The organism is Klebsiella quasivariicola, from assembly GCF_002269255.1.
Taxonomy (GTDB): domain Bacteria; phylum Pseudomonadota; class Gammaproteobacteria; order Enterobacterales; family Enterobacteriaceae; genus Klebsiella; species Klebsiella quasivariicola.
Window position 1 is genome coordinate 1,780,807 of record NZ_CP022823.1, and the last position, 13,587, is coordinate 1,794,393.

General features: G+C 60.4%; 11 protein-coding genes. 8 read left to right on the forward strand and 3 right to left on the reverse strand.

All coding sequences use genetic code 11. The features are described from left to right. Positions 1-59: 59 nt before the first annotated feature. On the reverse strand, positions 60-1,805 hold the full coding sequence (gene dld, locus B8P98_RS09035) for a D-lactate dehydrogenase (protein WP_095032889.1): 1,746 nt from the start codon (positions 1,803-1,805) through the stop codon (positions 60-62). Between the two features lie 194 nt (positions 1,806-1,999). Here dld and bglX point away from each other — a divergent pair, with 194 nt between their 5' ends. From bglX to B8P98_RS09060, 5 genes are all read left to right on the forward strand, one after another. Beyond that, positions 2,000-4,297, forward strand: coding sequence for a beta-glucosidase BglX (bglX, locus tag B8P98_RS09040; RefSeq protein WP_095032890.1), 2,298 nt, complete (start codon positions 2,000-2,002; stop codon positions 4,295-4,297). A gap of 136 nt (positions 4,298-4,433) precedes the next feature. Further along, a complete protein-coding gene (gene osmF / locus B8P98_RS09045; protein WP_025713102.1) occupies positions 4,434-5,351 on the forward strand; it encodes a glycine betaine ABC transporter substrate-binding protein OsmF in 918 nt (305 codons plus the stop codon). 7 nt (positions 5,352-5,358) lie between these two features. Continuing rightward, positions 5,359-6,516: an ABC transporter permease gene (locus B8P98_RS09050; RefSeq protein ID WP_025713101.1), complete on the forward strand. Its 1,158-nt coding sequence runs from the start codon at positions 5,359-5,361 to the stop codon at positions 6,514-6,516. Further along, positions 6,509-7,456 (forward strand): ABC transporter ATP-binding protein, encoded by a 948-nt coding sequence (locus tag B8P98_RS09055; RefSeq protein ID WP_095032891.1) that lies wholly within the window; start codon positions 6,509-6,511, stop codon positions 7,454-7,456. The genes B8P98_RS09050 and B8P98_RS09055 overlap by 8 nt, the downstream gene beginning before the upstream one ends. Beyond that, on the forward strand, positions 7,440-8,177 hold the full coding sequence (locus tag B8P98_RS09060; protein ID WP_080924819.1) for an ABC transporter permease: 738 nt from the start codon (positions 7,440-7,442) through the stop codon (positions 8,175-8,177). Before B8P98_RS09055 ends, B8P98_RS09060 begins: the two co-directional genes overlap by 17 nt. On the opposite strand, the gene B8P98_RS09065 is transcribed toward B8P98_RS09060, so the two are convergent. Beyond that, positions 8,152-8,265 (reverse strand): protein YohO, encoded by a 114-nt coding sequence (locus B8P98_RS09065; protein WP_002912762.1) that lies wholly within the window; start codon positions 8,263-8,265, stop codon positions 8,152-8,154. The two genes, B8P98_RS09060 and B8P98_RS09065, sit on opposite strands and share 26 nt — an antisense overlap. A gap of 229 nt (positions 8,266-8,494) precedes the next feature. Here B8P98_RS09065 and B8P98_RS09070 point away from each other — a divergent pair, with 229 nt between their 5' ends. Genes B8P98_RS09070 through B8P98_RS09080 form a run of 3 tightly spaced genes read left to right on the forward strand, consistent with a single transcriptional unit; the run spans position 8,495 to position 11,414 of the window. After that, positions 8,495-10,183, forward strand: a complete 1,689-nt coding sequence (locus B8P98_RS09070) for a sensor histidine kinase (RefSeq protein WP_025713098.1) — start codon at positions 8,495-8,497, stop codon at positions 10,181-10,183. Next, a complete protein-coding gene (gene btsR / locus B8P98_RS09075; RefSeq protein ID WP_080897445.1) occupies positions 10,177-10,896 on the forward strand; it encodes a two-component system response regulator BtsR in 720 nt (239 codons plus the stop codon). Before B8P98_RS09070 ends, btsR begins: the two co-directional genes overlap by 7 nt. 47 nt (positions 10,897-10,943) lie before the next feature. Continuing rightward, complete coding sequence (locus B8P98_RS09080) at positions 10,944-11,414, forward strand: YehS family protein (RefSeq protein WP_080897446.1); 471 nt, start codon at positions 10,944-10,946, stop codon at positions 11,412-11,414. Between the two features lie 110 nt (positions 11,415-11,524). Here the strand turns inward: B8P98_RS09080 and metG are convergent, their stop codons facing one another. Next, a complete protein-coding gene (gene metG, locus B8P98_RS09085) occupies positions 11,525-13,558 on the reverse strand; it encodes a methionine--tRNA ligase (RefSeq protein ID WP_002912753.1) in 2,034 nt (677 codons plus the stop codon). Positions 13,559-13,587: the final 29 nt, after the last annotated feature.

Below are 13,587 nucleotides of genomic sequence, written 5' to 3' on the forward strand. Positions count from 1 at the left end.
ACATTCTCCGGCGTGCAGCGTAATACAGAAGCGCCAAGGCTGAATAGTCCTGCCGCTGATTATTGCGGATCCGCCGGGGAGACCGGCGTTGGTGCCGCTTCACCCCAGTATTTCTGCTTACTGGTTTTACCAATCCCTGGGTTCATGCTGTTGGTCGGATCGTTCTGGCGATAGAACTGCTGCAGGCTCTCCGGGGCCTCATACAGATGACCCACGTTATGCTCCGCCGGGTACTGGGCGCCGCGCGCTTTCAGTAACTCCAGCATCTGCTCTTTCAGCGCGTGGGCGTCGACCCCTTTCTTGACGATGTAATCCTGATGGAAAACATGGCACATAAAGTGGCCATAGTAGAGCTTATGCACCAGCTGGCTGTCGATCTCCGGCGGCAGATGTTCGAACCACTCGGTATCGTTGCGGCGTAGGGCGATATCCAGCGCCAGAATATCTTCGACTTCATCAGCATGCACCGCCTGATAGCGGATGGCCGCGCCGGCGGCGGCAAAGCGGTGCAGGAATGCCTTGCTGCCTTCTTCTGGCGTACAGGCGAAGAAATCTCCCTCGGCCTGCTGGAAGTATTCCGTCAGCCAGCGCTGCGCTTCTTCGATGCCATCCCCGGCCATCTTCAGCAGCAGATGGTGTTCATATTTATCACGCCAGGTTTTCATCCGCTCCGGTAAGTGCGCCGGGAAGACGTGGCCGAGCTTCTGCATAAAGCGGTCGGTAAAGTGCGGCTTAAACAGCGAGACTTTATCCAGCATCGCGTCGGTGCGCCCCTTCATGGTGAAGAAGAACGGCATTTTGTCGGTGCCGAGCTTGTCGATCATCAGGAAGGTGTCCTTGCCATACTTCTCGGCGATATCGTAAATATCGCGGTGCATATATTCCCCCGCCACCGGCAGATGCTGGAACTCGGCGAGGATATGGCGGCGGATCTCGGTCAATACCTGCGGCTGGTTGGTGCCAATGTAAAACACCTGCTGGCGTTTTTCCGCCGGGAAGGTATCCAGACGCGCGGCGAAAACCGCCAGCTTTCCGGCGCAGCCGGAGGATTCGAACAGGCGGTCCGGGTCGGCGTTGTAGCGCGCCGGAGTGTCGGCATCGACATCGCGCACGCGGGTCACATAGTCGTGATCGTGGGCGTGGCGGCCGTCGTGCAGCACATCGCTATCGCTGATGCGCTCGTCGTCGAGGCGGCTGAGGATCTGCTCCGGCGTGCTGCCGAGATCAATGCCCAGATGGTTGACCAGCTTCAACTTGCCGTCGGCGTCAATCTGCGCGAACAGCGACATCTCGGTATAGGCGGGCCCGCGCTGCACCAGCGAACCGCCGGAGTTGTTGCAGATCCCGCCGATCACCGATGCGCCGATGCATGACGAGCCGATCACTGAGTGCGGCTCGCGACCCAGCGGTTTGAGCGCTTTTTCCAGCGAATAGAGGGTAGTGCCGGGCCAGGCCAGCACCTGCTCGCCTTTGTCCAGCAGATGCAGTTTATCCAGGCGCAGAGTGCTGATAATCACGATCTCGCGATCGTAATCATTGCCGTTGGGGGTCGAACCTTCGGTCAGGCCGGTGTTGGCCGCCTGCATCAGAATAATTTTATCGGCGTCTACGCAGGCGTTAAGCACGCGCCAGAGTTCCAGCAGGGTGCCGGGAAAGACAACCGCCAGCGCCTCGCCCTGACCGGAGCGGAAGCCTTTGCGGTAGCGTTGGGTTTTTGCCGGGTCGGCCAGCAGATGCGAAGGGCCAACCAGGCGCGCCAGATCCGCCAGAAACGTTTTATGGGTATTAGTGGGTGCAGATGACATGTTCCACTCCTTGTGGTGGTGCGCGAAATATCGAGGATAAGCATAGCGCTTTGTATGACAATTTGATGCATGAATGTTTCGCAAAAATCAGAGAAGAACCTTAGCATTCTGCGGGCGCGTTGTTTATATATATGGCAAACTGCGGTTTTTATTATGTTTTACCGAGTCCCCGTCTGAGAAAAAGCGAGATAACAATGAAATGGCTCTGCACTGTAGGCGTCGCCGTGAGTCTGGCGCTGCAACCCGCGCTGGCGGATGAACTGTTTGGTAACCACCCTCTGACCCCGCAGGCGCGGGATGCCTTTGTCACCGACCTGCTGAAAAAAATGACGGTGGACGAGAAAATCGGCCAGCTGCGTCTGATAAGCGTCGGCCCGGATAACCCGAAAGAAGCGATCCGTGAAATGATCAAAGACGGTCAGGTGGGGGCGATTTTTAACACCGTCACCCGGCCGGATATCCGCACGATGCAGGATCAGGTGATGCAGCTTAGCCGCCTGAAGATCCCATTGTTCTTTGCCTATGATGTGCTGCACGGCCAGCGCACCGTCTTCCCGATAAGCCTCGGCCTGGCCTCATCGTTTAACCTTGACGCGGTGAAGACCGTGGGCCGCGTGTCAGCTTATGAAGCCGCCGATGACGGCCTGAACATGACCTGGGCGCCGATGGTCGACGTCTCCCGCGACCCGCGCTGGGGACGCGCTTCCGAAGGGTTCGGGGAAGACACGTATCTGACCACGATGATGGGCCAGGCGATGGTGGAGTCGATGCAGGGCAAGAGTCCGGCGGACCGCTATTCAGTGATGACCAGCGTCAAGCACTTCGCCGCCTACGGCGCGGTGGAGGGCGGGAAAGAGTACAACACGGTCGACATGAGTCCGCAGCGCCTGTTCAACGACTATATGCCGCCGTATAAAGCCGGGCTGGATGCCGGCAGCGGCGCGGTGATGGTGGCCCTGAACTCGCTGAACGGCACCCCGGCGACGGCCGATCCCTGGCTGCTGAAAGACGTCCTGCGCGACCAGTGGGGCTTTAAAGGCATCACGGTTTCCGACCACGGCGCCATCAAAGAGTTGATTAAGCACGGCGTGGCCTCCGACCCGGAAGACGCGGTGCGCGTGGCGCTCAAGTCCGGCATCAACATGAGCATGAGCGACGAGTATTACAGCAAGTACCTGCCGGAGCTGGTGAAGTCCGGCAAGGTGACCATGGCCGAGCTGGATGACGCCACCCGTCATGTGCTCAACGTGAAATATGACATGGGGCTGTTCAACGATCCGTACAGCCACCTGGGACCAAAAGATTCTGACCCGCAGGACACCAACGCGGAAAGCCGCCTGCATCGCAAAGAGGCGCGCGAAGTGGCCCGCGAAAGCCTGGTACTGCTGAAAAACCGTCTCGAGACGCTGCCGCTGAAAAAATCCGGCACCATCGCGGTGATTGGCACGCTGGCAGACAGTAAGCGCGACATGATGGGCAGCTGGTCCGCGGCCGGGGTGGCCGACCAGTCGGTGACCGTCCTGACCGGCATTAAAGAAGCGCTGGGCGATAACGGCAAAGTGATTTACGCCAAAGGGGCGAACGTTACCGACGATAAAGGCATTGTCGATTTCCTTAACCTGTATGAGAAAGCGGTGCAGGTTGACCCGCGCTCGCCGCAGGAAATGATCGACGAAGCCGTCGCGGCGGCGAAGCAATCTGACGTGGTGGTTGCCGTGGTGGGCGAAGCGCAGGGCATGGCGCATGAGGCCTCCAGCCGCACCGATATCACCCTGCCGCAGAGCCAGCGCAATCTGATTGCCGCCCTCAAAGCCACCGGCAAACCGCTGGTGCTGGTGCTGATGAACGGCCGTCCGCTGGCGCTGGTGAAAGAGGATCAGCAAGCCGATGCGCTGCTGGAGACCTGGTTTGCCGGCACCGAAGGCGGCCACGCCATCGCCGATGTGCTGTTTGGCGATTACAATCCGTCGGGCAAACTGCCGATGTCTTTCCCGCGCTCGGTGGGGCAGATCCCAACCTACTACAGCCACCTGAATACCGGCCGGCCGTATAATCCGGAGAAGCCGAACAAGTACACCTCGCGTTACTTCGATGAAGCCAACGGCCCGCTGTATCCGTTTGGTTACGGCCTCAGCTACACCACCTTTAGCGTCTCCGATGTCACCATGTCGTCAGCCACCCTGCCGCACGACGGCAGCGTGACCGCCAGCGTGCAGGTGACCAACACCGGCAAACGTGAAGGGGCAACGGTCATTCAGCTGTATCTGCAGGACGTCACCGCCTCCATGAGCCGGCCGGTGAAAATGCTGCGCGGCTTTAAAAAGGTCACCCTCAAGCCGGGCGAAACGCAAACCGTTAGCTTCCCGATTGACGTCGACGCGCTGAAGTTCTGGAACCAGCAGATGAAATACGTTGCTGAGCCGGGCAAATTCAATGTCTTTATCGGCGTGGACTCTGCCCGCGTGAAGCAGAGCGAGTTTGAACTGTTGTAAGGAATAGCCCTTAAGCCCAACGTGACACTTAAAAGGCCGATTAATCGGCCTTTTCTTTTTCGCATCATCAGCAAATGGACTACGCTTTTCTCTTAAGCTTCTGTAAGCGAAGCGCAAAAGAACTGAGGGAAGCGGGATGAAGATGGCGACGAAATGGTCCGGTGCGCTGGCGCTGGCCGCCCTGATAAGTGTGCCGCTGCAGGCGGCGGAGCCGGTGAAGGTCGGCTCGAAGATTGATACTGAAGGGGCGCTGCTGGGCAATATGATCCAGCAGGTGCTGGAAAGTCATGGCGTAAAAACGATAAATAAAATCCAGCTTGGCACCACGCCGGTGGTGCGCGGGGCGATTGTCGCCGGCGAGCTGGATATCTACCCGGAATATACCGGCAATGGCGCTTTCTTCTTTAAAGATGAAAACGACCCGGCGTGGAAGAATGCCCAACAGGGCTATGAAAAGGTGAAGCGCCTCGACCAGGAGAAGCATCAGCTGGTATGGCTCACCCCGGCGCCAGCGAACAACACATGGACCATCGCGGTGCGCCAGGACCTGGCGGAGAAAAATCACCTGACCTCGCTGGCCGACCTCAGCCGCTATCTGCAGCAGGGCGGCGAATTTAAGCTGGCGGCCTCGGCGGAATTTATTGAACGCCCGGATGCACTACCGGCCTTTGAAAAAGCGTATGGCTTTAAACTTAACCAGAACCAGCTGCTGTCGCTGGCCGGGGGCGATACGGCGGTGACCATCAAAGCGGCGGCGCAGCAAACCTCCGGCGTCAACGCGGCGATGGCCTACGGCACTGACGGCCCGGTGGCGGCGCTGGGATTGCAGACGCTGAGCGACCCGCAGGGCGTGCAGCCGATTTATGCCCCGACGCCGGTGGTGCGCGAGGCGGTGCTCAAAGCCTATCCGCAGATCGCCGACTGGCTGAAGCCGGTCTTTGCCAGCCTCGATGAAAAAACCTTGCAGCAGCTGAACGCCCGCATTGCGGTGGAAGGCCAGGATGCGAAGCGCGTGGCGGCAGATTATCTGCAGCAGAAAGGCCTGCTGAAGTAAGCCACCGGTGACCATTCGTTGTACTCACCGCGTCGGCCTGCTGCTGACAGGTCTGTTGCTGGTTACGCTGGCGCTGCCGTTTATCACTTACGCGCCGAATCGCTTACTCTCCGGCGAAGGGCGTGGGCTGTGGCTGGTGATGCCCTGGCTCGCCGGCGTTCAGCTGGCGGCAGCCCTTGTCGGGATGCTGCTTTGCTGGCGGCCTGGCAGGGTCGCGCCGCTTCTTCACCTGCTGCTGGCCGAACTGCTCTTCCCGCTGCTTATCTGGGGCAGCGGCCAGGCGGCGCTTGAGCTCTCCCGGCATGGCTCGCCGCTGGCGCGCACCTCGCCCGGCAGCGGCCTGTGGCTGTCGCTGGCGCTTTGTCTGCTGCTGACCAGCGAGGCCATCCGTCATCTTACCGTCCGGCCGCTGTGGCGCTGGCTGCTTAATGCGCAAGTCTGGCTGTTGCCCATCATCCTGCTTGCTACCGGGGCGCTCGATCAGCTCTCTCTGCTGAAGGAGTATGCCAACCGTCAGGAGGTATTTGACGACGCCCTGCGCCAGCATCTGCTTCTGCTGTTCGGCACCCTGCTGCCGGGCCTGCTCATTGGCCTGCCGCTGGGGGTATGGCTGTGGCGACGTCCGCGCTGGCAGGCGCCGGCCTTTACCGTGCTCAATGTGATCCAGACTATCCCGTCGGTGGCGCTGTTCGGCCTGCTGATTGCGCCACTTGCCGGCCTGGCGCGCTATTTCCCGGTGCTGGGCGAGCTGGGCATCTCCGGGACCGGCGTGGCGCCGGCCCTGATCGCCCTGACTTTGTATGCGCTGCTGCCGCTGGTGCGCGGGGTGGTGACCGGCCTGCAGCAGGTGCCGCAGGATGCTCTGGAGAGCGCGACGGCGATGGGCATGAGCGCCGGGCAGCGCTTTCGTCAGGTGCAGCTTCCCCTGGCGATGCCGGTACTGTTGCGCAGCCTGCGGGTGATCAGCGTGCAAACCGTCGGCATGGCGGTGGTGGCCGCGCTGATCGGCGCCGGCGGCTTTGGCGCGCTGGTGTTTCAGGGGCTGCTGAGCAGTGCGCTGGATCTGGTGCTGCTGGGCGTGGTGCCGACGATTGCCCTGGCGGTGGTGGTGGATGCCCTGTTCGCCCTGTGGGGCGCCTGGCTGAAAGGAGAGGCCAATGATTGAGTTTGAAGGGGTCAGCAAAGTGTTTGCCGGCCATCCGGCGGTGAAGGATCTGACCCTGCAACTGCGCGAAGGCGCTTTCTCGGTGCTGGTGGGGACCTCCGGCTCGGGCAAGTCGACGACGCTGAAGATGATCAACCGCCTGCTGGAGCCGGACCAGGGCACCATTCGTTTTGCCGGGGAAGATATTCGCCAGCAGTCGGTCCTGACCCTGCGGCGGCGGATGGGCTATGCCATCCAGTCCATCGGCCTGTTTCCGCACTGGACGGTGGCGCAGAATATCGCCACTGTGCCGCAGCTGCAAAAATGGCCCCGGGCGAGGATCGCCGACCGGGTCGACGAGCTGATGGCGTTGTTAGGGCTGGAGGCGACGCTGCGCGACCGTTACCCGCATCAGCTCTCCGGCGGCCAGCAGCAGCGGGTGGGGGTGGCGCGGGCGCTGGCGGCGGATCCGGAGGTGCTGTTGATGGATGAGCCCTTCGGCGCCCTCGACCCGGTGACCCGCGAGGCGCTGCAGCAGGAGATGCTGCGCATCCACCGCCTGCTGGGGCGGACGATTGTGCTGGTGACCCATGATATTGACGAAGCGCTGCGTCTGGCGGACCACCTGGTGCTGATGGACGGGGGCGAGGTGGTCCAGCAGGGGGCGCCGCTGGAGATGCTCCTGCGGCCGAAAAATAATTTTGTGCAGACCTTTTTTGGCCGCAGCGAGCTGGGCGTGCGCCTGCTGTCGCTGCGCGAGGTGGGGGACTATCTGCGTCCCGACGAACGGCTGGCGGGCGAGGGGCTGACCGTCACCATGACCCTGCGGGAAGCGCTGTCGCAGTTTGTCGCCCGGCGCTGCGAGGCGCTGCCGGTGGTGGATGCCGAGGGGCAGCCCTGCGGTACGCTGCATTTTGCCGATCTGCTGCGCCAGGAGGCGAGCCATGAAGGCGCTTCGTGAGCCGCTGTGGTGGCTTATCGCGCTGTTTATCGGCCTGCTGGTAGGGCTGCCCTACAGCGCGCCGCTGTTCAGTCGGCTGTTCCCGGAGCTGCCGCGGCCGGTCTATCAGCAGGAGAGCTTCTGGGCGCTAACCCTCGATCACGGCTGGCTGGTGGTGGCGTCCAGTCTCGCGGCAACTGCTGTGGGACTGGGGGCAGGGGTGGCGGTCACCCGGCCCGCCGGCAGCGCGTTTCGCCCGCTGGTGGAGACCATCGCCGCTATCGGGCAGACCTTTCCGCCGGTGGCGGTGCTGGCGATGGCGGTGCCGGTGCTGGGATTTGGCTGGCTGCCGGCGCTGATTGCCCTTGCGCTGTATGGCATACTGCCGGTGTTGCAGGGGACGCTGGCCGGGCTGGGGTCGATACCGTCGGGGGTGACAGGGGTGGCCGAAGGGATGGGAATGACCGGCTGGCAGCGTCTGTATAAGGTGGAGCTACCACTGGCGGCCCCGGTGATACTGGCGGGGATCCGCACCTCGGTCATCGTCAATATTGGTACCGCGACCATTGCCTCGACGGTGGGGGCCAGTACGCTCGGGACGCCGATCATCATCGGCCTGAGCGGCTTTAATACCGCCTATATTGTACAGGGGGCGCTGCTGGTGGCGCTGGCGGCGATTATCGTCGACCGCGCGTTTGAGCGTCTGACCCGCTGGATCAGCCGACACCGCCACGCACAATAAAGGAATAGCCGGCCAGCATCACGCCGCTGATCCCGCCGATGGCCATAAGTAAGAAGAGGGTGACGACCGCGATTTTCGCTGGCTTCATAATAGGCTCCTGATGTTAACAGGGGGATTATACGGTGAAGCACAGGTGTTAATGAAACATTAATTGCGGTTTAGCGCGCCGCGCCGGGGTTTTTGCCGCGTTTACTGCGCAACGCGCCGGAAAAAAGTGTGATCCTGTCCGTCATTTTTCATTTTTATGCAGGGCTTCAAAGAAAGTTTTCGCCAGTCAGGGTATGGTACGCGCTTTCAGGAATGTGTGGTTTGCGGGTATGTACGAGTTTGATCTGGTGTTGCTGCTGCTTCAGCAGATGTGCGTATTTTTGGTCATCGCGTGGTTGATGAGCAAAACCCGACTGTTTATCCCCCTGATGCAAGTCACCGTCCGCCTGCCGCACAAGCTGCTGTGCTACGTCACCTTCTCCATTTTCTGCATTATGGGGACCTATTTCGGTCTGCATATCGAAGACTCCATCGCCAACACCCGCGCCATTGGCGCCGTGATGGGGGGCCTGCTCGGCGGCCCGGTGGTCGGGGGGCTGGTGGGGCTGACCGGCGGTCTGCACCGCTACTCGCTGGGGGGAATGACCGCCTTAAGCTGCATGATCTCCACCATCGTCGAGGGGCTGCTGGGCGGGCTGGTGCACAGCGTGCTGGTCAAACGCGGCCGGCCGGACAAAGTCTTTAGCCCGCTGACCGCCGGGGTGGTCACCTTTGTGGCCGAGCTGGTGCAGATGATGATCATTCTGCTGATTGCCCGCCCGTTCCAGGACGCCCTGCATCTGGTGCAGAGCATTGCCGCGCCGATGATGGTCACCAACACCGTCGGCGCGGCGCTGTTTATGCGCATTCTGCTGGATAAACGGGCGATGTTCGAGAAGTACACCTCCGCCTTTTCCGCCACCGCGCTGAAGGTGGCGGCATCGACGGAGGGGATCCTGCGCCAGGGATTCAACGAAGAGAACAGCATGAAGGTAGCCCAGGTGCTGATCCAGGAGCTGGATATTGGCGCGGTGGCGATCACCGATCGCGACAAGCTGCTGGCGTTTACCGGCATCGGCGACGATCACCATCTGCCGGGCAAGCCTATCTCCTCCTCGTATACGCAACGGGCGATTGAAACCGGGGAGGTGGTCTACGCCGACGGCAACGAAGTGCCTTACCGCTGCTCGATTCATCCGCACTGTAAGCTGGGGTCGACGCTGGTGATCCCCCTGCGCGGTGAGAACCAGCGGGTGATAGGCACCATTAAACTGTATGAGGCGAAAAATCGCCTGTTCAGTTCGATTAACCGCACCCTCGGGGAGGGGATTGCCCAGCTGCTGTCGGCGCAAATCCTCGCCGGACAGTACGAGCGGCAGAAGGCGCTGCTGACGCAATCTGAAATCAAGCTCCTGCACGCCCAGGTCAACCCACACTTCCTGTTTAACGCGCTTAACACCCTGAAGGCGGTGATCCGCCGCGACAGCGATCAGGCCGGCCAGCTGGTGCAGTATCTGTCGACCTTCTTTCGCAAGAACCTGAAACGGCCGACGGAAATTGTCACTCTCGCCGATGAGATCGAGCATGTTAACGCCTATCTGCAGATTGAGAAGGCCCGCTTTCAGGCTAACCTGCAGATCCAGATGGCGGTGCCCGAGGGGCTGGCGCATCACCAGCTGCCCGCTTTCACCCTGCAGCCGATCGTGGAAAACGCCATTAAGCATGGTACTTCGCAACATCTTGGCGTCGGCGAAATTACCATTCGCGCCAGCCAGGACGATCGCTGGCTGCAGCTGGATATCGAAGATAACGCCGGGCTGTACCGGGCTAACCCCCAGGCCAGCGGGCTGGGGATGAATCTGGTGGACAGGCGGCTGCGGGCGCGATTTGGCGCCGACTGCGGCATCAGCGTTACCTGCGAGCCGGAGCGCTTTACCCGTGTCACCCTACGTCTGCCCCTGGAGGAGAATGCATGCTGAGAGTATTGATCGTCGACGATGAGCCGCTGGCGCGGGAAAACCTGCGTATTTTGCTGGAGACTCAGCGCGATATCGAGATCGTCGGCGAGTGCGGTAACGCGGTGGAGGCCATTGGCGTAGTCCATAAGCTGCGTCCTGACGTGCTGTTTCTCGACATCCAGATGCCGCGCATCAGCGGTCTGGAGATGGTCGGGATGCTCGACCCGGAGCATCGCCCCTATATCGTGTTTCTCACCGCTTTTGATGAGTACGCGGTGAAAGCCTTTGAGGAGCACGCTTTTGACTATCTGCTCAAGCCGATTGAGGCCGCGCGGCTGGAGAAAACCCTCGCCCGCCTGCGCCAGGAGCGTAATTTGCAGGATGTGTCGCTGCTGGATGATGCTCAGCAGACGCTGAAATACATACCCTGTACCGGCCACAGCCGTATCTGGCTGCTGCAGATGGAGGATGTGGCCTTCGTCAGCAGCCGGATGAGTGGGATCTATGTGACCGACCGCGAGGGAAAAGAGGGCTTTACCGAACTGACCTTGCGCACCCTCGAGAGCCGTACGCCGCTGCTGCGCTGCCATCGCCAGTATCTGGTGAATATGGCGCACCTGAAGGAGATTCGCCTGGAAGAGAATGGCCAGGCGGAGCTGCTGATGCGCGCCGGGCAAACGGTGCCGGTGAGCCGGCGCTATTTAAAAAGCCTGAAAGAAGCGATTGGCCTGTAAAACTGCTACACTGCGCCCCATTGCAACATCGACAGTAAAAGGCACTCATGCTCAGTAATGATATTCTTCGTAGCCTGCGCTACACCCTGAAAGCCAATAATAACGATATGGTGCGCATTCTTGCGCTTGCCGATATGGAATCCACCGCCGCCAGCGTCGATACCTGGATGACGAAAGAGGATGAAGAGGGTTTTGTCCGCTGCCCGGATATTATCCTGTCGGGTTTCCTCAACGGCCTTATCTACGATAAGCGCGGCAAAGATGATTCGGCGCCGGAGCTGGCGCTGGAGCGCCGGGTGAACAACAACACGGTGCTGAAAAAGCTGCGGATCGCCTTCTCGCTGAAAACGGATGATATTCAGGCGATCATGAGCGAGCAGAAATATCGCGTGTCGGTGCCGGAGATCACCGCCATGATGCGCGCCCCGGAGCATAAAAACTACCGCGAGTGCGGAGATCAGTTTCTGCGTAATTTCCTGCGTGGGTTAACCCACCGGGTGCATCACCCGAAACCGTGATGTTTAGCCGGGTAGCGGCTTCGCCTTACCCGGCCTACAAAACCCGTAGGCCCGTGCAAGCGTAGCGCCGCCGGGCAAAAAAAAGCCGGAGAGTATCTCCGGCTTTTTGGTTATTTCACCTGCTGACCCGGCTTCGCGCCGTCGTCGGGGCTTAACAGGAAGATATCCTTCCCGCCAGGGCCGGCGGCCATCACCATCCCTTCCGAGATACCGAAGCGCATTTTGCGCGGCGCCAGGTTGGCGACCATCACCGTCAGGCGGCCAATCAGCGGCTGCGGATCCGGATAAGCGGAGCGGATGCCGGAGAAGACGTTACGTTTCTCGCCGCCAAGATCCAGCGTCAGGCGCAGCAGCTTGTCGGAGCCTTCAACAAATTCCGCGTTTTCAATCAGCGCCACGCGCAGGTCAACTTTGGCGAAATCGTCAAAAGTGATGGTCTCCTGAATCGGATCGTCCGCCAGCGGACCAGTGACCGGCGCCGCGGTGGCTTTCACCTCTTCTTTAGAGGCTTCCACCAGGGCTTCGACCTGCTTCATCTCGATGCGGTTGTACAGCGCTTTGAACGGATTCACCTTATGCGCCAGCAGCGGCTGCTGAATGGCGTCCCAGCTCAGCTCGCTGTTGAGGAACGCTTCCGCACGCGCCGCCAGCTGCGGCAGTACCGGCTTCAGCCAGGTCATCAGCACGCGGAACATGTTCAGCCCCATGGTGCAGATGGCCTGCAGGTCGGCGTCGCGGCCTTCCTGTTTCGCCACCACCCACGGCGCCTGCTCATCGACGTAGCGGTTAGCCACGTCGGCGAGGGCCATGATTTCGCGGATTGCTTTACCGAACTCGCGGCTGTCCCACGCTTCGCCGATGCTTTCCGCTGCGTCGGTGAAGGTTTTGTACAGCGCCGGGTCGGCCAGTTCAGCGGCCAGCACGCCGTCGAAACGCTTGCTGATAAAGCCGGCGTTGCGCGAGGCGAGGTTAACCACCTTGTTGACGATATCCGCGTTCACGCGCTGCACGAAATCTTCCAGGTTCAGGTCGATGTCATCGATGCGCGAGGAGAGCTTGGCGGTGTAGTAGTAGCGCAGGCTGTCGGCATCGAAATGATTTAACCAGGTGCTGGCCTTGATAAAGGTGCCGCGAGACTTGGACATCTTGGCGCCGTTGACCGTCACATAGCCGTGCACGAACAGGTTGGTCGGCTTACGGAAGTTGCTGCCTTCCAGCATCGCCGGCCAGAACAGGCTGTGGAAGTAGACGATGTCCTTGCCGATAAAGTGGTACAGCTCGGCCGTGGAGTCTTTCTTCCAGTATTCGTCAAAGCTGGTGGTGTCGCCGCGCTTGTCGCACAGGTTCTTGAAGGAGCCCATGTAGCCGATCGGCGCGTCCAGCCAGACGTAGAAATATTTGCCCGGCGCGTTGGGAATTTCGAAGCCGAAGTACGGCGCATCGCGAGAGATATCCCACTGCTGCAGGCCGGATTCGAACCACTCCTGCATCTTGTTCGCTACCTGTTCCTGCAGCGCGCCGCTGCGGGTCCACGCCTGCAGCATTTCGCTGAACGACGGCAGGTCGAAGAAGAAGTGCTCGGAGTCACGCATCACCGGCGTGGCGCCGGAGACCACCGATTTCGGGTCGATAAGCTCGGTAGGGCTGTAGGTCGCGCCGCACACTTCGCAGTTATCGCCATACTGGTCCGGAGATTTACATTTTGGACAGGTGCCTTTTACAAAACGGTCCGGCAGGAACATGCCTTTTTCCGGATCGTAGAGCTGAGAGATGGTGCGGTTTTTAATAAAACCGTTCTCTTTCAGGCGGGTGTAGATAAGCTCCGACAGCTCGCGGTTCTCGTCGCTGTGCGTCGAGTGATAGTTATCGTAGCTGATGTCGAAGCCGGCAAAATCGGTCTGATGCTCCTGACTCATCTCACCAATCATCTGCTCCGGGGTAATACCGAGCTGCTGTGCTTTGAGCATAATCGGTGTGCCATGGGCGTCGTCGGCGCAGATGAAGTTGACCTCGTGGCCGCGCATTCGCTGGTAACGGACCCAGACATCAGCCTGGATGTGCTCCAGCATGTGGCCGAGGTGGATAGAGCCGTTGGCGTACGGCAGGGCGCACGTTACCAGAATTTTCTTCGCGACTTGAGTCATAGTGAGCATTACATCTTCTGTTGTAAAAA

Coding starts and splice junctions, on each gene's coding strand:
- dld (WP_095032889.1), bottom strand. CDS start 1,805: ATGTCATCTGCACCCACTAATACCCATAAAACGTTTCTGGCGGATCTG.
- bglX (WP_095032890.1), top strand. CDS start 2,000: ATGAAATGGCTCTGCACTGTAGGCGTCGCCGTGAGTCTGGCGCTGCAA.
- osmF (WP_025713102.1), top strand. CDS start 4,434: ATGAAGATGGCGACGAAATGGTCCGGTGCGCTGGCGCTGGCCGCCCTG.
- B8P98_RS09055 (WP_095032891.1), top strand. CDS start 6,509: ATGATTGAGTTTGAAGGGGTCAGCAAAGTGTTTGCCGGCCATCCGGCG.
- B8P98_RS09060 (WP_080924819.1), top strand. CDS start 7,440: ATGAAGGCGCTTCGTGAGCCGCTGTGGTGGCTTATCGCGCTGTTTATC.
- B8P98_RS09065 (WP_002912762.1), bottom strand. CDS start 8,265: ATGAAGCCAGCGAAAATCGCGGTCGTCACCCTCTTCTTACTTATGGCC.
- B8P98_RS09070 (WP_025713098.1), top strand. CDS start 8,495: ATGTACGAGTTTGATCTGGTGTTGCTGCTGCTTCAGCAGATGTGCGTA.
- btsR (WP_080897445.1), top strand. CDS start 10,177: ATGCTGAGAGTATTGATCGTCGACGATGAGCCGCTGGCGCGGGAAAAC.
- B8P98_RS09080 (WP_080897446.1), top strand. CDS start 10,944: ATGCTCAGTAATGATATTCTTCGTAGCCTGCGCTACACCCTGAAAGCC.
- metG (WP_002912753.1), bottom strand. CDS start 13,558: ATGACTCAAGTCGCGAAGAAAATTCTGGTAACGTGCGCCCTGCCGTAC.